The 25,336-nt window shown below is 33.7% G+C and carries 22 protein-coding genes; 17 read left to right on the forward strand and 5 right to left on the reverse strand.

The genetic code is table 11. The features are described 5' to 3' along the window. The first annotated feature begins 134 nt into the window (after window positions 1-134). The 6 genes from C245_RS0109695 (at window position 135) to C245_RS0109720 (ending at window position 6,225) form a co-directional block, all read left to right on the forward strand. Window positions 135-431 carry a putative quinol monooxygenase gene (locus C245_RS0109695; RefSeq protein WP_026109974.1) on the forward strand — a complete coding sequence of 99 codons (297 nt, stop codon included), beginning with the start codon at window positions 135-137 and terminating at the stop codon, window positions 429-431. 194 nt (window positions 432-625) lie between these two features. Then, window positions 626-1,351 carry a gliding motility-associated ABC transporter permease subunit GldF gene (gldF, locus tag C245_RS0109700; protein WP_017496398.1) on the forward strand — a complete coding sequence of 242 codons (726 nt, stop codon included), beginning with the start codon at window positions 626-628 and terminating at the stop codon, window positions 1,349-1,351. Next, window positions 1,351-3,036 (forward strand): gliding motility-associated ABC transporter substrate-binding protein GldG, encoded by a 1,686-nt coding sequence (gldG, locus tag C245_RS0109705; protein ID WP_017496399.1) that lies wholly within the window; start codon window positions 1,351-1,353, stop codon window positions 3,034-3,036. The genes gldF and gldG overlap by 1 nt, the downstream gene beginning before the upstream one ends. A gap of 108 nt (window positions 3,037-3,144) precedes the next feature. Continuing rightward, on the forward strand, window positions 3,145-4,263 hold the full coding sequence (dnaN, locus tag C245_RS0109710; protein WP_026109975.1) for a DNA polymerase III subunit beta: 1,119 nt from the start codon (window positions 3,145-3,147) through the stop codon (window positions 4,261-4,263). 238 nt (window positions 4,264-4,501) lie between these two features. After that, window positions 4,502-5,479: a hypothetical protein gene (locus C245_RS23670; RefSeq protein WP_017496401.1), complete on the forward strand. Its 978-nt coding sequence runs from the start codon at window positions 4,502-4,504 to the stop codon at window positions 5,477-5,479. 116 nt (window positions 5,480-5,595) lie between these two features. Next, window positions 5,596-6,225: a DsbA family protein gene (locus C245_RS0109720; RefSeq protein ID WP_017496402.1), complete on the forward strand. Its 630-nt coding sequence runs from the start codon at window positions 5,596-5,598 to the stop codon at window positions 6,223-6,225. A gap of 99 nt (window positions 6,226-6,324) precedes the next feature. Here the strand turns inward: C245_RS0109720 and C245_RS0109725 are convergent, their stop codons facing one another. Further along, window positions 6,325-8,097: a DNA mismatch repair protein gene (locus C245_RS0109725; RefSeq protein WP_017496403.1), complete on the reverse strand. Its 1,773-nt coding sequence runs from the start codon at window positions 8,095-8,097 to the stop codon at window positions 6,325-6,327. A gap of 68 nt (window positions 8,098-8,165) precedes the next feature. Continuing rightward, window positions 8,166-8,999 (reverse strand): universal stress protein, encoded by an 834-nt coding sequence (locus C245_RS0109730; protein ID WP_026109976.1) that lies wholly within the window; start codon window positions 8,997-8,999, stop codon window positions 8,166-8,168. A 181-nt stretch (window positions 9,000-9,180) separates the two neighbouring features. Here C245_RS0109730 and mnmE point away from each other — a divergent pair, with 181 nt between their 5' ends. The 3 genes from mnmE (at window position 9,181) to C245_RS0109745 (ending at window position 12,516) form a co-directional block, all read left to right on the forward strand. Then, entirely contained in the window at window positions 9,181-10,581 is a 1,401-nt protein-coding gene (gene mnmE / locus C245_RS0109735) for a tRNA uridine-5-carboxymethylaminomethyl(34) synthesis GTPase MnmE (protein WP_017496405.1), read from the forward strand. Window positions 10,582-10,760: 179 nt separating this feature from the next. Next, a complete protein-coding gene (locus tag C245_RS0109740; protein WP_232424347.1) occupies window positions 10,761-11,387 on the forward strand; it encodes a helix-turn-helix domain-containing protein in 627 nt (208 codons plus the stop codon). After that, window positions 11,374-12,516 carry a site-specific integrase gene (locus tag C245_RS0109745; protein ID WP_017496407.1) on the forward strand — a complete coding sequence of 381 codons (1,143 nt, stop codon included), beginning with the start codon at window positions 11,374-11,376 and terminating at the stop codon, window positions 12,514-12,516. Before C245_RS0109740 ends, C245_RS0109745 begins: the two co-directional genes overlap by 14 nt. Before the next feature lie 49 nt (window positions 12,517-12,565). On the opposite strand, the gene C245_RS0109750 is transcribed toward C245_RS0109745, so the two are convergent. From C245_RS0109750 to C245_RS22875, 3 genes are all read right to left on the reverse strand, one after another. Next, complete coding sequence (locus tag C245_RS0109750; RefSeq protein ID WP_035746474.1) at window positions 12,566-12,907, reverse strand: helix-turn-helix domain-containing protein; 342 nt, start codon at window positions 12,905-12,907, stop codon at window positions 12,566-12,568. 120 nt (window positions 12,908-13,027) lie between these two features. Continuing rightward, complete coding sequence (locus C245_RS0109755; RefSeq protein ID WP_017496409.1) at window positions 13,028-13,312, reverse strand: hypothetical protein; 285 nt, start codon at window positions 13,310-13,312, stop codon at window positions 13,028-13,030. An 8-nt stretch (window positions 13,313-13,320) separates the two neighbouring features. After that, window positions 13,321-13,671 (reverse strand): hypothetical protein, encoded by a 351-nt coding sequence (locus C245_RS22875; protein WP_017496410.1) that lies wholly within the window; start codon window positions 13,669-13,671, stop codon window positions 13,321-13,323. A gap of 100 nt (window positions 13,672-13,771) precedes the next feature. Here C245_RS22875 and C245_RS22880 point away from each other — a divergent pair, with 100 nt between their 5' ends. The 8 genes from C245_RS22880 (at window position 13,772) to C245_RS24570 (ending at window position 24,563) form a co-directional block, all read left to right on the forward strand. Then, window positions 13,772-14,620 carry a TraM recognition domain-containing protein gene (locus tag C245_RS22880; protein ID WP_017496411.1) on the forward strand — a complete coding sequence of 283 codons (849 nt, stop codon included), beginning with the start codon at window positions 13,772-13,774 and terminating at the stop codon, window positions 14,618-14,620. Between the two features lie 55 nt (window positions 14,621-14,675). Continuing rightward, window positions 14,676-15,869 (forward strand): AVAST type 1 anti-phage system MBL fold metallo-hydrolase Avs1a, encoded by a 1,194-nt coding sequence (gene avs1a / locus C245_RS22885; protein WP_017496412.1) that lies wholly within the window; start codon window positions 14,676-14,678, stop codon window positions 15,867-15,869. 7 nt (window positions 15,870-15,876) lie between these two features. Then, on the forward strand, window positions 15,877-21,039 hold the full coding sequence (locus tag C245_RS0109775) for a serine protease (protein WP_017496413.1): 5,163 nt from the start codon (window positions 15,877-15,879) through the stop codon (window positions 21,037-21,039). 5 nt (window positions 21,040-21,044) lie between these two features. Further along, window positions 21,045-21,305, forward strand: coding sequence for an AVAST type 1 anti-phage system protein Avs1c (gene avs1c / locus C245_RS0109780; protein WP_017496414.1), 261 nt, complete (start codon window positions 21,045-21,047; stop codon window positions 21,303-21,305). After that, on the forward strand, window positions 21,295-21,615 hold the full coding sequence (locus tag C245_RS0109785; protein WP_017496415.1) for a hypothetical protein: 321 nt from the start codon (window positions 21,295-21,297) through the stop codon (window positions 21,613-21,615). The genes avs1c and C245_RS0109785 overlap by 11 nt, the downstream gene beginning before the upstream one ends. Before the next feature lie 429 nt (window positions 21,616-22,044). Further along, complete coding sequence (locus C245_RS0109790) at window positions 22,045-22,929, forward strand: DUF488 family protein (protein ID WP_017496416.1); 885 nt, start codon at window positions 22,045-22,047, stop codon at window positions 22,927-22,929. 1 nt (window position 22,930) lies between these two features. After that, the gene (locus C245_RS0109795; protein ID WP_017496417.1) at window positions 22,931-23,758 is read left to right on the forward strand and encodes a hypothetical protein; all 828 of its coding nucleotides are present in this window, start codon (window positions 22,931-22,933) and stop codon (window positions 23,756-23,758) included. A gap of 112 nt (window positions 23,759-23,870) precedes the next feature. Further along, a complete protein-coding gene (locus C245_RS24570; protein WP_017496418.1) occupies window positions 23,871-24,563 on the forward strand; it encodes a hypothetical protein in 693 nt (230 codons plus the stop codon). Window positions 24,564-25,336 lie beyond the last annotated feature (773 nt).

The raw sequence follows: 25,336 nt of genomic DNA on the forward strand, positions 1-25,336 counted from the left end.
AAACTTAAAATACGTAAAATTTCGAATTTATTTTTTTTCATCAAAAGAACAATCAATTTTGGTATTTTTGCGCACCTTTAGCATTTGAGATAGCAGTAATCTAAAATCTAAAATCAGAAATATAAAATTGCAATATGTTTGTTCGAATAGTAAAAATGAGTTTTCATGAAGAGAAAATCCCTGATTTTCTGGAGAATTTCGAAAGTGTGAAAAATAAAATACGAGAAGCGAATGGAAATCGTTTTTTAGAGTTGTATCAGGATAAAAATAATAAATGCATATTTTTCACTTACAGCTACTGGGAAACTGAAGAAGATTTAGAAAATTACAGACAATCTGAACTCTTTAATACGGTTTGGAGTTTCACCAAAAAACTTTTCAACGCCAAACCCGAAGCCTGGAGTGTGGATAAGCTGGTAAGTTTAAATTAATTTGTTTCAAGTTTCAAGTTTCATGTTATATGCTGGATTTGAAAATTGGAACCGTTTAACCACAAAGAACACAAAGATCACATTTAAAAGGTTTAACAAAACACAAAGTTCGCAAAGGAAAGCAACTTGAAACTTGAAACCTGAAACAAAAAAACAATTAAACGATTAAACAAATAAACGAATAAACGTTATACATGAAATCAATCATTTTAAGAGAAATAAAATCCTTTTTTGGCTCTCCTATAGGTTATTTGGTCATTGCCATTTTCTTAATCAGCAACGGGCTATTTTTATGGGTATTTGAGGGCGACTACAATATTTTAAATTCAGGTTATGCTGATTTAACGCCATTTTTCACCCTGGCTCCATGGATTCTGATTTTTCTGATTCCGGCCGTTACCATGAGAAGTTTTTCTGATGAAAAAAAACAGGGGACACTGGAATTATTATTAACCAAACCTTTATCGATCTGGGAAATTGTAAACGGAAAATTTCTGGGCTCTTTTTTATTAATTGTTTTGGCCATCGTTCCGACACTTATTTATGTGAAAGTCATTTCAAGTTTAGGTGCTCCCGAAGGAAATATTGATATGGGAAGTACTATCGGTTCTTATTTTGGACTATTGTTTTTAATTGCTGCTTATTCGGCAATCGGAATCTTTACTTCTACCCTGTCCGAAAATCAGATTGTTGCTTTTATCATAGCTGTTTTTCTGTGTTTTACTCTTTATTTTGGTTTTGAAGGACTCGCATCACTGATTCCGGGATCTTCCGCTATTATTTCAGTATTGGGAATGCAGGATCATTTTAAAAGTATGAGCCGCGGTGTAATCGATACTCGTGATGTGATTTATTTTTTAAGCATCACCGCATTGTTTCTGTCGTTTACTGTTTATCAATTAAAATCTTTTAAAGCGTAATGAAATCATCTACTCAACAAAATATTAAGACATTAGGCATCACCGTTTTTGTTTTAATCGCTTTAAATGTATTGGGAAGCTTATTCTTCCACCGATTCGATTTAACCAAAGACAAACGATACACTCTATCTGAAACTTCTTTACAAATCGTAAAACAGGTAAAGAATCCACTATCGATTAAAATTTATATGCAGGGTGAACTTCCGCCGGACTTCAAACGTCTTCAGCAAGAGACTCGTCAGTTACTGGAAGAATTTCAGGCCTACAACAGCAATATTGTTTTTGAATTCGTTAATCCTCTGGAAAATGAAGACGAAAGCATGGACGTTATTAAATCGCTGTATCAAAAAGGTCTTACACCTATAAACATCACGGTCGACGATAAAGGAAAACAATCTCAGGCAATGGTTTTTCCGTGGGCCGTTGCAGTTTACAATAATAAAGAAGTTAATATTCCATTGTTGAAAAACATTATGGGAGCTTCAACAACTCAAAAAGTAATCGGATCAATTCAGCACTTAGAATATTCGATTGCAGATGCGATCAATAAAATTAGCAAAGACAGACAAAAAAAGGTCGCTATTATAAAAGGAAATGGAGAGTTGAACGAAATTCACATTGCCAAAATGCTCCAGCAAATTCGTGAAAGCTATTATATTGGTCCGTTTACATTAGATTCTGTGAGACAAAATCCAACAGGAACTTTAGCTGCCTTAAAAAAGTATGACTTAGCCATTATCTCAAAGCCAACCGAAACGTTCACGGATGAGGAAAAACAGGTTTTGGACCAATTCATCATGAATGGAGGCAAAACTTTATGGCTAATTGATCAGGTTGCCGCCGATATGGACAGCTTGTACAACCAGGCGGGAGCGACTCTGGCTTATCCGAGAGATCTGAATCTTAACGATATGTTTTTTAAATATGGAATCCGAATCAATCCTGATCTGATAAAGGACGAACAAGGAAGTCCGCTAAAACTTGCTACAGGCGAACAAGGAAGCGCTACACAATATCAGGATTTCATATGGAAATACGCTCCTCTGGTGCAGCCGAGCAGTCAACATCCGATCGTTAAAAATCTGGGGGGAATCAAATTTGATTTCGCCAGTCCGATTGATACTTTGAAAAACGGAATCAAAAAAACGGTTTTACTACAATCCTCTCCTTATTCAAAAGCAATCGGAACTCCGGCTCCCATTACTTTAAATAGCGTTACCGAAAAAACGACTCCGCAGGATTATGCAAACAAAGGAAATATTCCGCTTTCGGTTTTATTAGAAGGATCCTTCCACTCCGCTTTTGAAAATCGTGTTTTGCCTTTCAAAGAAAACTCGTTTTTAGCAAAAGGAAAACCAAACAAAATGATCGTAATAGCCGATGGTGATCTGGCCAGAAATCAACTCGACAAAAATATGATGCCGGTTGAATTGGGCTACGATCAGCGTACCGGAAACCTGTACGACAATAAAGATTTTATGATGAACTGTATTAATTATTTACTGGACGATACAGGACTTATTAACATTAGAAGTAAAGATGTCAGTCTGCCATTATTAGACAAAGAGAAAGTTTATGAAAATTACACGCTCACGCAATTCATAACTATCGGACTTCCAATTCTAATTTTATTGATTTTCGGACTGGCATTTACCTACATCCGAAAAAGAAAATACAGTAACTAGATGTTAATAAAAAAAATGCACAAATTAAGATTGTTTACGATATATTTGTAAAACCTATCTTAGTTGAGAAAAGACTAAAGAAAAGAGCAAAAAAATAAAACAATAGAGATGAAATTTATAGTATCGAGTTCGTACTTATTAAAACAATTACAAGTTTTAGGTAGTGTAATTAACAGTAACAATACGTTGCCAATTTTAGACAACTTTTTATTTGAACTAAACAACAGCGAACTGACCGTTTCGGCTTCAGATCTTGAAACTACCATGTCTGCTACGTTGTCGATCGATTCTACAAGTAAAGGAAGTGTTGCTGTACCGGCTAAACTTTTGCTTGAAATTTTAAAAACGTTCCCGGAACAACCTTTAACTTTTACCGTTGAAGAAAACAATACCGTCGAAATTAGTTCAAACTCAGGAAAATATGCTTTAGCATACGCTGCAGGAGAAGAATTTCCAAAATCAGTAAGTCTTGAAGAACCATCTGTAACGCTTGTTCCTGCTGATGTTTTAGCAACTGCTGTAAGTAAAACTATTTTCGCAGCCGGAAATGATGATTTACGTCCGGTAATGTCTGGAGTTTTCTTTCAATTCTCACCAGAAGGATTAACTTTCGTAGCAACAGATGCTCATAAATTGGTAAAATATGCCCGTACAGATGTAAAAGCATCTCAGGTAGCCGATTTTATCATGCCTAAAAAACCTTTGAATATTTTAAAAAGTATCCTGGGAACTTCTGATGCTGAAGTAAAAATTGAATACAACGATTCAAATGCGACTTTCTCATTTGACAATTATATTTTAACCTGTCGTTTGATTGACGGAAAATACCCTAACTATGAAGCGGTAATTCCAAAAGAAAATCCAAACAAATTAATGATTGACCGTTCTTTGTTTTTAAGCTCGGTGAAACGTGTGGCCATTTTTTCTAACAAAACGACACACCAAATTCGATTAAAAATTGCCGGAGCTGAATTAAACGTTTCTGCAGAAGATATCGATTACTCTAACAAAGCAGAGGAAAGACTAACTTGTGATTATCAAGGAGATGATCTTCAAATTGGTTTCAACTCACGTTTTTTAACTGAAATGCTGACTAACTTACAATCCGATATGATTATGTTGGAAATGTCATTACCTAACAGAGCAGGAATCCTAACACCGGTAGACGGTTTAGAAGAAGGAGAAACTGTTACCATGTTAGTAATGCCAGTAATGTTAAATAGTTAACATCAAAACTTCTTTTTGTTACAGAGATCTTTTTTAGTTTCAAATTAAAGACATATCATTGTAAAAAAAATACAACATCGCTATTAACCAACCATTTTTTATACCTAGAAACCGCAATTCCCAAAAAGAGTTGCGGTTTTTTATTTTACACAAAACTTAACAAAAATCAATTAAAATCAAAAGTAAATCCCATGAAAAAAAAATACTTACCCTGTTTTTATTAAACTGTATCGCAACTATGCATGCCCAATGGAACGGCACAACAACTACTTCAAATGTAGGTATTGGTACTTCCGATCCAAAAACAAAACTTGAAATCGATGGTTCATCACAAATTGGGTATGAAATCGGTACATTCAAATTAAGAAGTGGAACAGCAAATCAATTTCTTTACATGGGGTACGACGATAATTATTCCGCCGGGTACTTACAAGGTGTTAAACCCGGAATCTCACAGCAAAATATATTGCTTGCTCCTAACGGTGGAAATATTGGAATTGGATTAAATAACCCGGATCGCACTTTGACTGTTGCCGGACAAATTGGTGTAAAAAATGGCGGTGTAATTTTTAACAATAACAATAAAATATGGGACATTACTTCAAGCGATAATGATCTTTCATTTAGTGAAACCGGAATTAGAACCCCTCTATATCTCAAATCTGGCGGAAACATAGGAATCGGAACTATTAATCCGACCAGCAAACTTGAAATTGAGGGGGGACACGAAATCGGTAGTTTTAAATTAAAAAGTACAACAGCGAATCAATTTCTATATATGGGATATGATGACAGATATTCCGCGGGCTATTTACAAGCTGTTAAGCCAGGAATTTCCCAACAAAATATATTAATTGCACCAAATGGTGGAAATATTGGAACTGGAACTTATTCACCAACATACAAGCTAGACGTCTGCGGAACAATCAGAGCACAAGAAATAAAAGTTGAATCAGTAAATGGCTGTGATTTTGTATTTAAAGAAGACTATAAGCTAATGAATTTGAATAGCTTAGAAAAATTCATCAAAACAAATAAACACCTCCCAGAGGTAGCTTCTGAAAAAGAAATGGCAGAAAATGGAGTAAACATGAAAGAATTTCAAATGAAACTCCTTCAAAAAATAGAAGAACTTACACTTTACACCATCGAACAAAATAAAAAAATCAAATCTCTTGAAAAAATTGTAAAAAAAATGAATTCCAAGTCAAAATAAAATTTTTCTCTTTCTTGTCTTATTACATATAAACCCGACAGGTTTTAAAAACCTGTCGGGTTTGTTTTCTAAAGAAAAACCAAATCGAAAACAATTTTTTTCCTTATTTTTGATTTATGAAAATAGAAATTTGGTCGGACATCATGTGTCCGTTTTGTTATATCGGAAAAAGACAATTGGAAACAGCTTTAGCTGAATTTCCTAATGACGAGTTTGAAATTGAATGGAAAAGTTTCCAGCTTGATCCTACTATTGAAGCACAAACAGATAAAGACGTTTATACGTTTCTCGCTGAACGAAAAGGAATCTCTGTTGAACAATCCGTCGAAATGCACAAAGGAGTCGTAGAACACGCTAAAAGCGTTGGTTTGGACTATCATTTTGATAAAGCAATAGTTTCGAATTCACTGTCGGCACATCGCATTATTCAGTTGGCCAAGACCAAAAATCTTGCCGATGAAATGGAAGAAATTTTCTTTCGAGCTTATTTTACAGAAGGAAGAGACTTAAATGATCCCGAAACTTTGATTGAACTTGGTGTAAAAGCAGGTTTAAACGCAGATGAAGTCAAAGAAACAGTTGAAAATGAAAAATTATACATCAGCGATGTACACACTGATCTTATTCAGGCGCAGAATATGGGCATACAAGGAGTTCCTTTTTTTGTTTTTGATCGAAAATATGCAATCTCGGGAGCTCAGCCAGTCGAAGCTTTTGTGAATACCATTAAAGAAGTACAGAAATAAATTATAGATTTTTAGATTATTCGATTTTTGGATTTTGAGTAAAAGTATAAACTCTGTATGTAATCTAAAGATCCAGAAATCGAATAATCTAAAAATCTATTATATTACTCCCATTTTCTTCATCAGGAAAGTTGCACTCTTATTTTTACAAATTCCATCACGCAGCTTGTAATCAAAATGGAGATCATTGTCTTTAATTTCGACTTCAAAACACTGATTGGTTAAAACCTCAGGATATTCATTTGTTGTCAGACACACCTCAATATCGTGTGTAGCAATCGCACCAATTGCATTCTTAGCGATTACCTTTTTAACGACTTCGATTGTTCCGTTTCGTTTATCATCAGAGTTTGTTCCTCTCAAAATTTCATCCAATAAAACAAAAGCAGGACGTTCTTCCAAAGCGTCCATAATTTGCTTTAAACGTTTAATTTCAGCAAAAAAGTACGATTCACTATCGGCTAACGAATCGGACAATCGCATTGAAACTAATACAGGAAGTGGATGCATGTTAGCTTTTGAAGCACAAACTACTGAACCAATTCCTCCCAGTACCATATTGATTCCTAAACTTCTTAAAAAAGTACTTTTACCTGACATATTAGAACCTGTTAAAATCAGGAAAGATTCAGGATAAAAGTGAGTGTCATTCCCTACTCTTGTTGCCGAATTTAACAAAGGATGACTCAAATTTGAAAATCCAATTTTATAGTCGGAATTAATTTCGGGAAACACAAAATCAGGATTATTATACGATAAGTTAGCTAAACTATTCAGTGCTTCAAACTCGCCAACAATATTAATCCATTGCTCCAATTTTTCAGAATAGTTTTCTTTCCATTTCAAAAGCGCTTTTAAAACATGCAAATTGAATAAAAACATGCCGTTAAAAACCGTTGCCGTAACAAAATTGTTAATCGTATCCATTCTGGAAAATAGCTCCGAAAGATCTTTTAAATGTTTACTCGCCGTTGCATTCTTAAAAATAAGCTCCTGCTGTAAATCAATCAATCTTTTTGACTGAAAAGTTTCTGTTTCAATTTTTTGAACCAGTAAACTATATTGCTTAATAATTTTATCCACATTATCAGCCTTCGCAATCTCTGACTGAATCCGTTTAAACGAACTTCCCAAAACAATCATATTGGCAATAAAAACATAGGTCAGATACGATAATAAAATTACTTTTGAAGTAATAAAATAGGCTGCCAAAAAGCCAAAAAACAGGACTGGAAGAATAACGGATAACGCAATTAAAACTTTAGGTAGTTTATTATTTTGAAATGATTTCCAATAAATTAAAGCATCATAAGTATTCTTTGTGTCATAACTAATCATTGCCAAGGCCAAAAAATCCTGACGCCAATCCATTTTAGTTTTCAATTCCTTGATTGCTTCTTGATTTTCAAGAATAGTTTCATTGGAAGACAAATTCAGCAATTGATTGGCCAGTGTTTTTTTTCCGATATAAGTGGCCGTTCTGTTTAGATTTTGAAATAACGAATGCTCCCCAAAAATATCCAGATCGTAAGCATACGGATGACTGAAGTCATTGAATTCGATTCCGTTCTCAAAAGGGATTTTTTCTCTTTTCAAATAAGCAATTTCATTCTTATTTAATTTTAGAATTGCCTTTGTATGTTCTCTCTTAAAAGATAAATGCGAATGAATGCGCATTAAAAAAAGAAAAACAACAAAAGATAGAAAAGCAAAAGCTACGTAAAGTATTTCATTCGTTTTTATGTAGTAAAACAATAAAAACAAACACAGAAATACGCTTAAAAGACGCAGAATACTGATGCTGTTGTATTTTTTGTTGATTTTATTAAAGTGTGCTGTATAGTATTCAACTTTATTGTGATAGGCTTCCATTCTTATAAATTAATGAAACACAAATATAGCTTTTACACTCACATTCCAGCACTAATTAGTCTTTGATTTTAGCTTTCATGCATAACCAAAACCGGTATCGAAACTTCCTTAGTTATTTTTTTACTGAAACTGGATTCGAAAATACTTTCAAAGAAAGATTTTTTGTGTGTAATAACCGTCAGAACGTCCACATCTTTATACAGTACAAAATCGAGAATAGTCTCTTTTACTTCATCACTTGGCAAGACCAAAAACTCTACATTTTCATGAGCAAATTCTTTATCCCATTCTTTAATTGTAGCATCAGAAACATCTGTATTTGATGCTCTAACGTATAGACTTTTTACTTTAGCATTTGTTTTCTTTGCTATTTCCAGCACTTTTCGAAGCTCAGCCTTGTCTTTTTCACGATAGCGGGTTGTAAAACCAATTGTTTTTATTTTTTTGAACTTTGCATCTGCGGGAATACACAAAACGGGTACTTTGACTTCTGAAATTACAGAACTTGTATTCGATCCGAGGAAAAATTTTGTCCAGTCTGAAACACCTGAAGTTCCCATTATCACAAAATCGACATGATCTTCTTCAACTGCATTTTTCAGATTAAAAATCAAATCACCGTCCATCAAACGATGTTTGAGTACGATGTGATCTAATTTTCGTTCCGCGGCAATAGTTCTAAGCCTTGGGATCTCATCTTTAAACATTTCAAACTTTGCCAGTTCGATTGAACTGTAAATCGAGGCGTAATTTTCGGGGAAAAACTGACTATCGTAAACCGGAATCTCAAAAGTGTGTAACAAAACTAATTCGGCGTTTACAATTTTGGCAAATTCTAAGGCATGGACAAAAGCATTTGTCGCTGCTTCAGAAAAATCTGTGGGAAATAGTATCTTTTTCATTTTGCTTGAGATTAAAGGTTTGTTTCTCAAATTTAAACATTCTAAATGCAAATCAAACTGATAATTATCAGTATTTTAACATTTAAAAAATTACTAAAATTGACATTTAAAAAGCTGAAAGTCTCCTAATCAACTCTTCTTTGAGTTCGCAACTTTATGGCTTTTTTTATACCTTTGCAGCATGATAAATCAAGATTCTATAGTTGCATTGGCTACCCCATCCGGGGCTGGAGCTATTGCGATCATCCGTATTTCAGGTTCCGATGCTATTGCCATTGGGAATTCGGTTTTTAAATCCATAAAAAACAAAGACTTAACTCTCCAGAAAACCCATACTTTGCATTTAGGCCATATTGTGGACGATTCAAAAACACTTGATGAAGTATTGGTTTCTGTTTTTAAAGGACCTAACTCTTATACAGGAGAAAATACGATTGAAATTTCATGTCATGGCTCGACGTATATCCAACAGCAAATTATTCAGTTATTGTTACGAAAAGGTTGCCGAATGGCTGATGCGGGCGAATTTACCCTTAGAGCTTTTTTAAATGGAAAACTTGATTTATCGCAGGCAGAAGCGGTTGCCGATTTGATTTCATCAGATAATGAAGCGTCACACCAAATCGCTATGCAGCAAATGCGTGGTGGTTTTAGCAATGAAATAGCCAAACTTCGTGAAGAGCTACTAAACTTTGCTTCTTTAATTGAGTTAGAACTGGATTTTGCAGAAGAAGATGTAGAATTTGCCGACCGTACTCAATTTCATGAGTTATTAAATAGAATCGAATTTGTTCTAAAACGTCTGATTGATTCGTTTGCCGTTGGTAATGTCATCAAAAACGGAATTCCGGTTGCTATTGTGGGAGAACCCAATGTAGGTAAATCTACTCTGCTCAATGCCTTATTGAACGAAGAACGCGCCATTGTTTCTGACATTGCCGGAACCACACGCGACACCATCGAAGATGAGTTAGTGATTGGCGGAATTGGTTTCAGATTTATTGATACGGCAGGAATCCGTGAGACTAAAGATGTGGTAGAAAGCATCGGAATTAAAAAAACCTTCGAAAAAATCGATCAGGCACAGCTTGTAGTCTTTTTGTTTGATGGTTTCAGATTTCAGGTTTCAGGTTCTGACTATATTGTAGAAATTGAAAAAGTTAAAAACAAATACCCTCTTAAACCCATATTAGTAGTGGTCAACAAGGTTGATTTATTGAGTGAAAATGAAATCGGGAACATCAATCAAAAACTTGAAACTTTAAACTTAAAACTTCTAAAAATTTCGGCTAAAGAAAATATTGGAGTGGAAGAACTAAAAGAGCAATTGCTGTCTTACGTGAACACAGGAGCACTTCGTAATAATGAAACTATCGTAACGAATACAAGGCATTACGATTCTCTACTTAAAGCCCTGGATGAAATTCAGAAAGTGAAATTTGGTCTGGAAACTAATCTTTCAAGCGACCTGATTGCACTTGACATACGTGAAGCTTTATACCAATTTGGTCTTATTACGGGTCAGGTTTCCAACGATGAATTGTTAGGGAATATTTTTGCGAATTTCTGCATCGGCAAATAGAGAAACAAAATAACAAAAAACAAAAACAAACAAACGAGTTAAAGTATTGATAAACAATATTTTAACCCGTTTTTTATTTATCTTTTCTTTTGGTTGTTTAGCCATGTTTTGATTAAATTTGTACCCCATTTGTACCTCGAAAACCGAGGTACAAATTTTTTATTTCATTTGGCCAAATTATGGCACATAGAGACACACATAGTCATAGTGGGACACTTAAAGTCACATTAATTATGAGTTCAAAAATTGAGATTACCAGAATCTGTAAATTCTGCGAAAATGAGTTTACAGCACGCACCACAAAGACACTTTACTGTTCGCAGAAATGCGGCTCCAAGGCTTATAAAGCAAGGACTCGCCAGTCAAAAATTGACAAAAGCAATAAGCAGGTGGAAACGTTTAAAAATGCCAATTTTGAAGCTTTAAAAGCAAAAGATTATATCGATGTTAATGTAGCCAGTAATTTACTCGGTATTAGCAGAAGGACTATTTACAGGCTCATTGAGCGCGGTGAGCTTGATATCGCAAAATTTGGTAGAAGAACAATCATACGCAGATGTGATTTGGACAGTTTTTTCGCCATTCCCTTGCAGGAGTCACTGCTCCGGCCTGTTCAGGAGTTTCCGGGACTGGATAAATGTTATACCATAACTCAGATTCAGCAGAAATTCAGAATCTCACCAGCAGCTTTATATCTGCTTATTCAAAGACATGGAATAACTAAATATGCTGTTGGAAAGTTTAATTACGTCGCAAAAAAAGATATTGATGTAATATTTAATGCCCCAGACAATGAAAAAGACTAATGTAACACTAAGAAAAAAAATTCTAGCTGACGGCAGAATTTCTCTTTATTTGGATTTTTACCCCCCAGTACTGAACACCGAAACAAACAGGTCTACACGACGTGAATTTTTAAAGTTGTATCTTTTTGACAAACCAAACAGCCAGATTCAAAAAATTTCAAATATAGAAAACCTGCATACAGCCGAACTCATCCAGATTCGTAGACAAAACGAACTTCGCAAAGATGATGTATATTCCGATTTTGAAAAAGAACAGCTGGAAATCAAGAGGATCTCACAAGGCTCTTTTCTAAAGTATTTCAAGAAACTGGCAGATAAAAAAGAGGGAAACAACAAGTCGATCTGGTATAGTGCAATTTCACACTTTGAATCATTTACTGAAAACCAGGATATCTGCTTTAAAGATGTAACGGTAATATTAATAAATGATTACAGAGAATATCTCTTAAAAGCCAAAAGCAGAAGAGATACAGGTAAAACATTATCTCGAAATACAGCTCTTTCCTATCATAATAAACTAAAAACTACTCTTAAAAGGGCTTATAGAGAAGGAAAATTAAGAACCGACATTAACTCTGGAATAGATTCAATCAAAGAACAGGAATCCCAGCGAAACTTTTTAACCTTGAGCGAAGCTAAGAAGTTATTTAGTACACCTTGTTCAAACGCTATTGTTCATAAAATTTCTATATTTTCTACCTTGACAGGAATCAGGTATTCAGATATAGTAAAACTTACATGGTCTGAAGTACAATTTATAGAAGATGATGGATATTATATCAGATTTAAGCAAAAGAAAACTGAAGGGCTTCAGACTATGCCTATCTCCGATGAGGCATTTGAGATTCTCGGTGAAAGAACAAAAGAAAATGAAAAAGTATTTGCTGGTTTAAAAAAATGGGATGTAGATAGGGTACTACCTGTCTGGGTGACTCACTCCGGAATTACAAAACATATTACATTTCATTGTTTTAGACATACCTACGCTACTCTTCAGATATTCTCTGGAACGGATATATTTACTGTTTCTAAAATGCTTGGCCATAAAAGCGTTAAAACAACTCAGATATATACCAAAATAATTGACGAGAAAAAAAGAGAAGCTTCTATGAGGATAAGTTTAAAATAAAAACACCGTAAAACAAGAAAGACATTATCCAAAGTATTGTCTTTCTTGTTTATTTATATATATTTTTTGAATTAAATTTAGATTCAGTTTCCAGTTGTATTTCAGCAATAGTTTTAATTCGACCCGATTTTATCCAATTTAATAATTCTCCACGATAAAAATAGAGGCGTTTACCCTGTTTGCTGACGGGAATTTCATTTCTACAGACTTTGGTATAAATAGTGGCTACTGATAACTTTAATAATTTTGCTGCCTCAGAAATAGTTAGCAAATCATCATCAGCGGCAACAGTATTTACTTTATTTTCTTGTAAAAGTTTTTCAATACTATTCATTTTCAAAAGTAGCTCTCCAATAGTATTCAGTAAATCTTCAAATCTATATGGTTTCATAATTATTTATCTTTTAGTGATGTTATTTTCCTTTTTTATGCTTTCCTGGTCATCTTTCATTTCTATATTCTTTTATAGAAAAAAAGCCCCATTAAGGGCCTTTATTTTTATATTAATCCATCACTCAAAAAAATAAATCTTACTCCCTTGTGTTTTCTTAAACGATCGTTCATATTTTACATAACCATAATTACTCAACTCCTGAATACATTTATGATAGGTGTAAGCTGATAAAATTTTTGCCAAAGGAGCTATTTCATATCTATAGACCTGTATAGGATTTACAAAACCTTTCTCAACTCTATATTGAAGTAAAGCAGCATAAAGTGCAATATGTGTTGTACTTATACGGAAATCTTTCTCAATTGCTAAAAAGAAATCTGACAAAGGTTTTAAAGTTTCCATCTAACTACCTATAAAGATTTAGCTTTACCTTTTCTTTGAGATCTTTTTTTTTCTACTTCAGCTACCTCATCTGAAACAGATTCCTTTGTCTGGCTAAAATCCTTACTAGCAGATTTACCTTGAGTTTCTTTTTGTTTCTCCTCTTTGCTCTCACGATGATTAATCCTTTGCAAATTATTGTCATAAACATTAACCGTTTTAAATTGCGGGTTTGCCTCAACATACTGTTTACTTTCAACTCCTTTAACAACAAAAGTTACTGACTGAAGATTACCTTTTTTCAGTGAATTTAAAAGATCTTCTCTGTATTGGGGCGTTTCAAGTTCTTTTATAGAGTGCTTTGCTAAACTTGCTTCCAAATCATATCCGTAATTTTGATGGTAATGATTTATTTTAAAGTTTCCATTGCTCTCGGATTCCTTAAAGTCAATTTTTAGCCGTGCATACCTAAATGACGTTATGGAACAGCTTGAGGGGCAGGTGGCCTCAGCTAAAATATCAATGGCAAGGCTATCAAGCCAACAGCTCTATTATGTACTCTCGGGGAATGACTTCACTCTAGACATAAATAACCCTGACGAACCCAAAATTATATGCATGGGAAATAACCCTCTGAAAATCCAAACTTATGGTGCTGTTTTGTCTCTATATATAAGCAGACTGATAAAGCAGGTTAACCAGAAAGGAAAATTGAAAAGCAGTCTTATTTTTGATGAATTTCCAACCATTTTCCTAAACAACATTGACAGTCTTATTGCTACCGCCAGAAGCAATAAGGTAAGCACTTGCTTAGGCATCCAGGACTTCAGCCAACTTCGAAAAGATTACGGACGTGAACAGGCAGAAGTAATAATGAATATCACGGGTAACATCATAAGCGGCCAGGTTAATGGAGATACCGCCAAACAGCTCTCAGAGCGTTTAGGAAAAATCATGCAGGACCGAGAGAGCCTTTCCATCAATAGCTCGGACACATCTGTCAGCAGATCAAAACAGTTAGAATATGCTGTTCCTATCTCAAAAATATCTTCTCTAAGTTCAGGCGAATTTGTTGGTATAGTGGCAGACAATCCAGACTGCAAAATAGAACTTAAGACATTTCATTCTAATATAATCAATGACCATGATGCTCTTAAAAAGGAAGAACAGTTATACCGGGAAATTGATCCCGTGCGCATTATAAATAATACTATGATTGAAAGCAACTATAACCAAATTAAAGCTGACATTTCAGAAATTGTAAATTCTGAATTGGAGCGCCTTCTCAATGATCCTTCCCAAAATCATTTACTTATTAAAAAAAACTAAATATCTTTGATTAATTCAAAAGAATGATATTGGCATGAATAATAAAAAATACTAAATGACAAGTATGGATGAAAACAATCTTATTGTGAGGATTTTGCCAGCCAGTAATGGCGACTGCTTTTTAATTTCGTTTGACAAAAAGAATATCCTGTTGGATGGCGGTTATGTCAGCACATATAAGAATTGTATTAAGCCTATTCTAGTTGATCTCGAAGCGAAGGGCGAGAAAGTTGACTATTTAATAGTTTCACATATCGATAGTGATCATATTTCTGGAATAATAAAATTACTTGAGGAAAATAATTCTGATCCCTTTATAAAAATCGATAACATTTGGCATAACTCTTACCGCCATCTTCAAAATATTGGTGGTCATAATCATTTTTTTTTAGGTACGCATTCAAAAAAAATAGAAGAACTTAAGATTTCTTCAATTCTAAAAGATGACAGCATTGAATCTGAAAAAAATATAAGTGCAAAAAAAGGGTCAACACTGGCAGCTCTTATTTTAAATGGAGGTTATAATTGGAATTCGCAATTTAATAACGGTCCCTGTATTAATAATACTGATATCATAGCAGATCCTTTTCATTTTAAAATTCTATCCCCGAACAAAGTAAGACTTGAAAAGCTAAAGAATTATTGGGCTAAAGAATTATACAAATTAGGCTTTATTAATGACTTGAATTCAACTGAGTACTTTGATGATGCTTTTGAATTCATAATTTCAAAGGAAAAAGAACCAAAATTTAGTAAGAGCAAAAACATATCATCAGTAAAAATTGATATGGAAGAATTGGCATTGTTGGATTTTGATGAGGATGCAACTGTTGCAAATGGAAGTTCAATTTCTTTTATTTTGGAAACTTTTGGAAAAAAAATGCTTTTTCTTGCTGATTCGCACCCCTCAGTAATTATTGACAATTTGAAGTCTGCATATACTTCTGATCAATTTCCTATCCATTTTGATCTTATTAAAATTTCCCACCATGGAAGCGTACTAAACTCCTCTAAAGAACTATTAAGTCTGATTGACTCAGATAAGTACATTATATCAACCAACGGCAAGTCGTTCAACCACCCGGATATAGAGACAATTGCGCGGATTGTTACTAGAAATTGCGATTTTGTACGGAGTCTATATTTTAATTATGAAATTCCATTACTTAAAACTATAAATGACAGTACATTAAAAGACAAATATAAGTATGAGTGTATAGTTGCTCAGGAAAATATTAAAATAAAATAATCCTATCATGATCAAAATAATAAGTTCATCACAAATAGCAAGTTCTTGTATTGAAATCTTCTGTGGTGATGACCAAGGAACCGGCTTTGCAGCAGCACCAAAAAAAATCATCACAGCATTCCACGTTGTTTCGGACAATCTGAACGGAGAAAAGATAAACGCCAAAATAAACGGTAGCTTAATTGAGTGCATCATAGTCTCATACAGTTTCGAACTGGATCTTTGTATTCTCTCTTTTTCAGAACAGGAGTTACCTACACTGCCTTTAGAAGCATCAATTTTAAGAATTAATGAGAATTGCGAAACACATGGTTTTCCATCTAAAAGTAATATTAACATAACTCCATTTCAAGGGAAAATTTCTCAAATGATAGCCAATGAAATCAGTGATTACATTATATCTGATCTGGGAATCGATTCTGGATATGATTATGAAGGTCTTTCAGGAGCTCCATTAATAATAGGCGGAAAAGTTTATGGTATTATACTTAGGCAGATTGATGACAGGCTAGCTTTTATAAGTACATTGAAAGCAATCACTTTTTTAGCTGAAGCCGGTATAAAAGTTGAAGAAAACACACCGAATTATGGTACTCCAATTGAATTTGAAGATCAAATATCTACATCCACCCCAAATCTTGATGTACTAAAAAACATAGATCAGGCTTTACTGACAGAATCAAAATGGTTCCTTTTACAAGGCTCTCCAGGAAGCGGGAAATCAACTCTTTCTGCATCATACATTCCCCTTGAAAAAAATCTAAAAATTATTGGCAGATATTTTTTAAAGATACCCAACAGTACGGAGTCAGGTGCTTTACGAAAATCTAGGGGCTTTTTTCTAGATTATTTAGAGAATCTATGCTCAACTATAATAACTGGCAGCAGAATACCAAAAGAAGAGATTTCATTTGAAGACAGGTTACTCAGGCTGCCTGACCTTTTATCTGAATTAGGACTATATTACCAAAATAAGGCCCAGACAGGTATTTTAATTTTAGATGGATTGGATGAAATTGAATTCTTAAATGATTTTTTAAGTATTCTTCCTCTTGAAATTCCAGCAGGTGTTAAGATACTGCTTTCCTGCACTTCAATACAGATTCTGCCCTCCTCAATTAAATCGCTTTTACAAGAAGAGCAGATCATTGATGTCACTCCTTTAGGGGCATCTCAGTGTGAAAATTTTATTATAAAGGTTCTAGGTACAGAACTTCTAAATATGGAAGCAGTCCAGGAATTAGCACTAAAATCTGAAGGCCATCCCTTATATTTAAGATACTTGGTGAATTTCATCAAAAATACTAACAGTAACTTCATTACCAATGAATTAGAACAATGGTTAAATGAAATTCCATCAATCAAAGGTGATATAACAAAATACTACGAATCAATTTGGCAGCGATTCTACGAAAGTCCTGAGAAGCTGTGGATAATGATTATATTCTCCCAGGTTCGCGAGCCGATTTCTGAAACGGAAGCTTTTGGAATGCTTCCTGAAACATATAAACTTACATTTAGATCACATTTCGAATCTATAAAGTATCTGCTCTATGGTGATCAATATTTGGAGATATATCACAATTCATTCAAGTTGTTTATTGAAAGTAGAACTAGCGAAAGCAGTGAACTTGCCAACGATTATATATGTGGGTATCTAGAAAAAGACAGCACGTCCGACCTCTCGATCAATAATCTGCTATATCATTACAGCAGAGGATCAAAAAAACATTTATCTCTGCAGCGCTGCAATCAAGACTGGGCGGATCTTTGCACAAAAAATGATGTCCCTCCAGATTTGGTTCTTAGCGATATAAAGCAGATTATCTCCCTATCGATTGATTTACAAGAAACTTTAGAGACAATACGTCTGCTCCTGCTGCTTCAGCGAATTGATTTTAGATATGACAGCGTATTTGCCGAAAATGCCTATTATCTGGCTCTAGCAATGATTTCAGTTAAAAATTATTCAGCAGCGCTAAAATATTTGGTCAGAGACAGGATCTTATTGGTTGATGACCGAGAAAGCATCCTATTTCTTCGGCTATTTTTTGAGAACCAAGCATTTCACGAAGCGGAAATTCTATTGTCGGCACTTGAAAAGAGATATCGAAAAACTATTAATGACGGTTTACGATGGGGAAGTGAAATAAATGTCGAAATATTTGGAATCATGATGAAGGCATACACTCTTCTAGTCAATTATGATTTTGAGCAGTGTACTGCAAAATGCCTTTCTATCAATAAAATTCTTTTACAGTTACAAAATAACGCTGAAGATGCCGGAGATAATGATGCCATGCTCGCCTTTCTGACAATTAGAGAACAATCAACCGCTTGGCACAATTCATACATCTTGCGCACACTTGACTTTTATGTCAATGTTGAAAAAAGAGCTGAAGATAGTAAGCTAGAAATTGATAGTAAATGGGTAAATATGCTTTCAAGAACCGCAAACATTTTCGAAGATCTGAACCACTACAATACCTCCAATGTTAGATCTGACGGCACTTTTAAAATATTAATTGAAGATATCGAACACGTAATAAGTAGTTATGGATACGAATCTGAAAATCTAGAAAGCATAATCTATTCTTTAATTTATTATAGTCGCAATCACAAACTTGTAACAGAAATCATAGATAAATGCCCGAAGCAGAAGCAAGAATACGATTTACGTCTTGAAAATAGAGTCGATCCAAATTATGATACAGTTCATGATATTCTGTTCCAATTCCGCTGTATTGGTTATCTCGATAAAAACTGCCGCTATCCGGTGCAATTATCCCCTGTCGAACGTCTTAGAAATTGGGAAGATTATCTCATCGGCGTATTAAGCAAACTAGGGTTTTTGGAAGGAAAAATACTATTCTTAAAAGCTATTGAAGAGAATTATGAATTTTGCATTGATGAATTAATAAAACTCTGCTTAGAAATAAATTTTTCCCTTCAGGAAAGAATTATATGGGAGAGATCTTATCATCTACCTGAAAAAATATTCCCAATAATTTATTCTAACATTGTCAGAATAATAGTGGATTTCGCACCCGGAAAAATTAGCCAGATAGTACTTAACCTTCAAAACAGATGTAAAGATCAGCTCGGCTTGTATTCTGAAGGATTCAGGTATTCAATCTACGAAATTTGCAAAATTCTCGTTAAAAATCAATTATTGGAGCAACTATCTGAAATAATCGAAATATGGAAGGAATATACTTTAAACGGGGTGCAAAACAGATGGGAAAGAACACCCGAGCTACTAAAAATAATGGAAATCTATGGACTTGCTGGAAATATCGAAATGGCTGAAGAAGTATTCTCGGAAATGCTTAAAACTTCAATGGGGCCAAGCTGGTACAAAGAGGATCAGCTCGCCTTAATAAACCGTACCCTTACCTTAAAAAATGAAGGTCCTTCCTTTAAAGAAAATTTAAAGAATTTTGCCGCACTTTTAGATTTTGCATCCGGTGAAATGACTTTTAAAAGATTTGTTAGAAATTCCAAAGAAAGTTTTGTAAGTAGATTAGTCGAGAATGACCAGCTTGAAGTGGCATTGGAATATTTTAAATTTGAGTGCCTACCTCCGCAGCATCAGGTTATAAAAAATGCCGAATACGATACTATCGATACGCCGATGTTAGGACATGGTTATGCAGCTGGCGCAAATAATATAACGCCAGAAAACGCTATTTATAAAATTATTGAAAGCGCAGAAATCCAATCTCCTTATTTATGCTGGGCTTTAGCTGAAATATTCATAATAAACCCAGATGTAGAAGACTATATTGAATATTACGCCGCAATACATGACCAGGTATTAAGTGAACTTGATCAAATTGATGATAACAAAATTCATATTCTTTTGAAATCAGTTGTTGAAATTGCTTCACACCCAAAGATGAAAAACACAAGAGTAAATTACTTGACTGGAATTTTCAGCTTTCTTAATGATTCCTACAAAATTGAACTTCAAAAACAATTGAAAGAAGCTTCAATTGAGTGGAAAATTGAAGATAAGAAAAATAAAGACGAAGAATTAGACAGCTTATCTATTCCTGAAGAAAAGAAAATTGACTTTTTCACACCTTTCATTGAAAATTATAGTAAGTTCCACAAAATCCAGTCAAAAAGAAAAATGCTAATTGATCAGGGTATCGAAGCTTTTAAAAACTCAAAATTACCAGTCTGGTCACCTAATTATTCATCCTCAAGCGTAAAGTCACGCGGATTATTAATGAGTCTATTCAATTCCGATAAAGAAACAATTTCCGAATTACGATATTTCATAGAAACCTTTGACGATCTTCCATGGATGGTAACCTCACAGCTCATATGGTTCTTAGAAAACAAACTCTCATCAGTACAGATTGAAAATATTTACGATGTTATTTCAGAGCACTTTAAAGAATTAATAAGACCCACATCTGAAATTGTTGAAAAATATGACTGGATAAATGATAATGATGCCAGCATACGTTCTAATGATGAAAAGATAGGCAATTTCTTGATTTGGCTGTTAAATCATCCCGTTGACAGGATATCAGAAAGAACCTATCACAGTATTCTAAGATTGGGCAATACCGATCCAGAATTTATAATACCTTTGTTAATCCAAAGTTGTATAAAAAATGAAATTCAATGGTCAACTGAAAGATCTTCTTTTATACTTCTTACACTTGCAGAGAAACAGCCTAATACTATTGAAAAAGCAATAGTGAAATTTTCATATTCTGTCATTACTGCAATTGATCATTTTACAATTAGGCATAATTTTTATAAGATTGCTCTTCTTTTGAAAGATTCAGGTTCTCCTGATCTGTATGATCAATTCATTCTTTCCTATCCTATTTCTGTAGCAGCTTCAAATGAAGTTGACCTAAATCTTGAATATTTGGAATTTATTGAATACGAGTTATCGATGCTGAACGAGATGGGGATTCTAAACAGGTCGTTTTGTGAATCACTTGTGGCAGAGATTGAATCTGCGGTCAAACCACTTAGCATTGCAGAGTTTCAAAAAGCGGACTACTATACCAAAAGAAGTTTTTTTGAAAGCGTTAATGGAATAGAACGTTTTGAATATGTTTTAAAATATGCACTAAATAAAGCAGTTAACCAGAGAGTCTCAATAGAGAACGCAGAAGATGTTTATGAAATTGTAAATATTTAATAAAAATGCAGGATAAATTTAATAAGGAATTTTTGTCGTCCCGTAAAGAATTTGAAAGGCATTTTCATCTTTTAAATGAAATGCTGGCTGAAGGAAAATTAAAATTTAGTCTTCAAAGCCAAAGAAGTATTGATGGACTGCAAAAAATGCGCAGACTCCCTAATTGTCGGATTGACTTCAATACTGTTAACGAAAGTGCGAGATTAACAGCCAATATGGTTTCCAACTTTGGATCAAGAAAAGAAATAAACAAAGATGAAAAATAAGCAGTTTACCGGAATGCCAGCTCCAAATAATAGGTTAGAGTTTGAACATAATATTTATCTTACTCTAGAGGAAATACATTTCAAAATTTCTAACAATATTAGTGATCCTGGTTTATTTCATATGCTGATGCCAGCATTAGAAAAATTGCAAATCCATCCTAATAAACGGATGGATTTAGGTACTATAGAGACCAATCTGCGACTTCATTCAAACATGAACAAATGGACTGAATTGCTACGTCCAGGCATCCTTAGAGATATGGAAAAAAAAGAATCTGAAACTTTATCAGAGAAACCTTTGGAAGAGTAAAACAGTTATACATAAGGAATTTGAAATTAAAATCAGGTGTTTATATGGACTTTTCTTTAACTTAAAAAGCTGATTTTGTTCCATTATGGAAATTCATCACTACCTCGTTCTTCTTCGAAATCTGGATATGTGTTTTGAAAAATAAAAACGATCATATGATGCAAGATCCTCGCAATCAGCTTGCCGAAATGAATCTTTTGATTATAATGTTTATTTCTCCTTTACTCTGAAAAATCCACTTCATAACTAAAATCTTTTAATTTCATAATAGCAATTTATAATTGCCATCGGTCAAATGACACTGAAAACAAAGACTTGTAAAAAAATTAAGTTCGTTTTATAAGTTTCAAAAATATGATATCCTTTTGCATTATGAAAATTTAATTATGAAATGTCGATGCTAGAATTTCATTTATTTACATTTGCAGAATGTTTTACAGAAGAAAAATAATATTAGCTTTAATACAGATGTTAGGGGGTGGACTTGAAAAAATTCGAATCCAGAAATTGCTTTTTTTATTCAGCCAGAAGCAGTTAAAACCAGAATATGACTTTATTCCTTATAAGTACGGTTGCTATTCATATTCAGCCAAGGCTGATTTAACCACTATGCTCAAAAAAGGAATACTTGACGAAAATGAAAATTTATATATTAAAAACGGTACTGTTGATTTTATAAAATCAATTAAGCCGGAAGATAAAAAGAAATTGGATGAGGTTGTGAAACTGTACGGTAAAATGAGTAATGATGCCCTTATCAAACATACCTACATCAATTATCCCTATTATGCTACCAGAAGCCTTATTGCTGAAAATATTTTAGACAAGGAGCAGTTAAATAAAGTTAATGCCCAAAAAAAACAAGGTAAAGAGACAGTACTTTTTACGATAGGTTACGAAGGTGTTTCACTTGAACATTATTTAAACAAGTTAGTAATCAATGATGTTAAGCTATTGGTGGATGTCAGGAAAAATCCTCTTAGTATGAAATTTGGTTTCAGCAAAACCTTATTAACCAGATATTGTGAAAGTTTAGGCATTAATTATGTTCATATTCCTGAGGTAGGAATAAATTCAGACCAAAGACAGGAATTAAATACCCAGCAAGACTATGACGAACTCTTTGAGAGATATAAGAAAACTACTTTATCAGAAACCGTCTCATATCAGGAGAATATCATAAAACTGCTCAAAAAGTATGACCGAATTGCTTTAACGTGTTTCGAAGCTGATGTTTGTCAGTGCCATAGAAAACCTTTAGCTGAATCTATTTCAAAATTTCCTACATTTGATTACAAAATAAAACATTTGTAGTATGGCTATAACAAGAGTTCTGATTGCGGCAAAAACTTATCCCACTATTTCTAGTAAATATGACGAATTGGTTTGCACTGCAGGATTTCTTGAAGATGGCTCATGGATAAGAATATATCCTATACCATTTCGACAAAAAGCATATAATGAACAGTACAGTAAGTATGACTGGGTAGAGATCGATCTGGTAAAAAACAAAAGTGATTTCAGACCTGAGAGTTTTAGGCCATATTCGCACGAAAGCGAAATAAAAATCATTGGAAAACTTGATACCAAAAATTATTGGACTGAAAGAAAAAAAATTGCTTTAAAAAATGTATACACAAATCTAGAAACCTTAATAAAGAGTGCACACAATAAGGAAATTTGCACGTCATTGGCTGTTTTTAAACCAACCAAAATTTTAGATTTTATAGCTGTTGAGGTGGAAAGGAACTGGGATAAGAAAAAAATCGAGCAGCTAAAAGCAAATCGTGATCAGACAAATTTATTTGAGCATCCTGAAGATCCTTTCGAAGTTGTTCAAAAACTTCCATATAAATTCTCTTTTATTTTTGAAGATGATGCTGGAAAACAAAGCAGGTTAATGATCGAGGATTGGGAAACCGGTCAGCTGTTTTGGAACTGTCTGGCAAGACATGAAGGAGATGAGAGTAAAGCAATTCAAGACGTTAGAAATAAATATTTTGAAGATTTTGCAAAAACTAAAGATTTGTACTTTTTTTTAGGTACTACTGCAGTACACCACTATACATCAAAAAATCCCTTTATGATCATTGGAACATTTCATCCAAAGATTGAAACTCAATATTCATTGGATCTGTTCTAATTATGATTTGTCTATTCTGCAAAAAAAAAATCTGAAGGTTCCAAAAGTGTTGAACACATTATACCTGAAAGTCTTGGCAATAAGGAGCATATTCTGCTCGTCGGAATAGTCTGTGATAATTGCAACCAGTATTTCGACAAAAAAAATCGAAAAACCTTTACTGGAAAAACCTTACTTCTTAAATGTTAGAAACAGGAATTTCATTGAAAGCAAAAAAAATAAAATTCCAATAGGTGAAGCTATTGTTTTTAATCCAGCTGTTGCTAAAATTCATATTAGTCATGACAAAAATAGTACATCAATAATATTTGAAAACGAAGAAATAGCCAGAAGTATTATGTCACATGGTTCAGGCAGTTTTATTATTCCGATGAATAATGAACCTGAACCTAATGACCTTATAATGTCACGTTTTCTAGCTAAGTGTGCCTTAGAGCTATTGGTAAGCTATGTAAAAGGACAGCAATGGATTGATGAAATAATTAATAAAAAAGAGTTAGATCCTTTAAGAAATTATGCCAGATATGGACGTGGAAAATTTTGGATATACAATCAGAGACGAATTTATAATGAAGAAGATAGATTTACTGACCATATTAATCATCCTGAACCTTATGAGATACTGCACGAAATGGAGTTCTCATATCTTGAATCTAAGGTTATGTATTTTGTTCTAGTCATATTCGGTATTGAATATGTTATAAACCTCGGCAGATCAGAACTAGATATGTATTACGAATGGTTAAAAGAAAATAAAAATGTTTCTCCTGTGAGAATACCATCAGAAGTCATCGTAAAACGCTAATTATTTTAATTGGAATTCATATTTTTTTAAGACAAAAAATTAAGGCGTATTTTATAGATGTTTCACCAATTTAAGTTTTGCGACAAAATCGTGACACATTGTTTTTTGAAGAATAAAAAATCAGAAAAATCACGGCCTATCTAGTTTAGGTTCAAAACTGTATTACACCTTTTTGTCAACACCTTTTGAAATTATTATTGAAAAAGTGAAAACCGAAACATAAAATGGAAATCCTTTTGTGCCGATATTTGGCACAAAAGATTGAAGGCATAGCGGGAAAAGCTCCAAAAAAATATATTTAAACAGCTTCTATAATTAATCAACATTTTCAGTCGCACGAAGTTGAGCGGTGCTACACAACAAACTGCTAACTAATTAATTAAAGCAATAATCAAGCGTCAGTTAAAGATGCGGAGTGCTATAAGTCCCGAAGGGCGGACGAAAGGAAACTGGAGTTCTTTATGCGCAGACGGCTGACGCTACCTTAGCTACCCTATTTAGCCGTTTCGAGTGAAAACAGAAGTAAGTTTACCAATTATGGAAAACCGTAAAAACCTAATAGCATTTAGTCATAAGTTTACTACTGAATCACTTAAAAATATATCAGCAGTATACAACATTCATTAGCGTTTCAGTTTTGCACTAAAATAATACAGTTTAAAGCTGGATCGCTAAAACCCGTATTTCTACTGATTCAAAAAAAATCACAAATGCTACTTTTGGAGTCTACTATACCTCCAAAAAATTTCCTTTGATTTAGTTTCTTTTTAACT

It is taken from the genome of Flavobacterium sp. WG21 (assembly GCF_000335775.1).
GTDB classification, from domain to species: Bacteria; Bacteroidota; Bacteroidia; order Flavobacteriales; family Flavobacteriaceae; genus Flavobacterium; species Flavobacterium tructae.

Coding starts and splice junctions, on each gene's coding strand:
- C245_RS0109755 (WP_017496409.1), bottom strand. CDS start 13,312: ATGGAAACTTTAAAACCTTTGTCAGATTTCTTTTTAGCAATTGAGAAA.
- avs1c (WP_017496414.1), top strand. CDS start 21,045: ATGCAGGATAAATTTAATAAGGAATTTTTGTCGTCCCGTAAAGAATTT.
- dnaN (WP_026109975.1), top strand. CDS start 3,145: ATGAAATTTATAGTATCGAGTTCGTACTTATTAAAACAATTACAAGTT.
- C245_RS0109695 (WP_026109974.1), top strand. CDS start 135: ATGTTTGTTCGAATAGTAAAAATGAGTTTTCATGAAGAGAAAATCCCT.
- C245_RS0109745 (WP_017496407.1), top strand. CDS start 11,374: ATGAAAAAGACTAATGTAACACTAAGAAAAAAAATTCTAGCTGACGGC.
- C245_RS0109720 (WP_017496402.1), top strand. CDS start 5,596: ATGAAAATAGAAATTTGGTCGGACATCATGTGTCCGTTTTGTTATATC.
- C245_RS0109790 (WP_017496416.1), top strand. CDS start 22,045: ATGTTTTACAGAAGAAAAATAATATTAGCTTTAATACAGATGTTAGGG.
- mnmE (WP_017496405.1), top strand. CDS start 9,181: ATGATAAATCAAGATTCTATAGTTGCATTGGCTACCCCATCCGGGGCT.
- gldF (WP_017496398.1), top strand. CDS start 626: ATGAAATCAATCATTTTAAGAGAAATAAAATCCTTTTTTGGCTCTCCT.
- C245_RS0109795 (WP_017496417.1), top strand. CDS start 22,931: ATGGCTATAACAAGAGTTCTGATTGCGGCAAAAACTTATCCCACTATT.
- C245_RS0109750 (WP_035746474.1), bottom strand. CDS start 12,907: ATGAAACCATATAGATTTGAAGATTTACTGAATACTATTGGAGAGCTA.
- C245_RS0109785 (WP_017496415.1), top strand. CDS start 21,295: ATGAAAAATAAGCAGTTTACCGGAATGCCAGCTCCAAATAATAGGTTA.
- C245_RS0109740 (WP_232424347.1), top strand. CDS start 10,761: ATGGCACATAGAGACACACATAGTCATAGTGGGACACTTAAAGTCACA.
- C245_RS22880 (WP_017496411.1), top strand. CDS start 13,772: ATGGAACAGCTTGAGGGGCAGGTGGCCTCAGCTAAAATATCAATGGCA.
- C245_RS0109725 (WP_017496403.1), bottom strand. CDS start 8,097: ATGGAAGCCTATCACAATAAAGTTGAATACTATACAGCACACTTTAAT.
- C245_RS0109730 (WP_026109976.1), bottom strand. CDS start 8,999: ATGAAAAAGATACTATTTCCCACAGATTTTTCTGAAGCAGCGACAAAT.
- avs1a (WP_017496412.1), top strand. CDS start 14,676: ATGACAAGTATGGATGAAAACAATCTTATTGTGAGGATTTTGCCAGCC.
- C245_RS0109775 (WP_017496413.1), top strand. CDS start 15,877: ATGATCAAAATAATAAGTTCATCACAAATAGCAAGTTCTTGTATTGAA.
- C245_RS23670 (WP_017496401.1), top strand. CDS start 4,502: ATGCATGCCCAATGGAACGGCACAACAACTACTTCAAATGTAGGTATT.
- gldG (WP_017496399.1), top strand. CDS start 1,351: ATGAAATCATCTACTCAACAAAATATTAAGACATTAGGCATCACCGTT.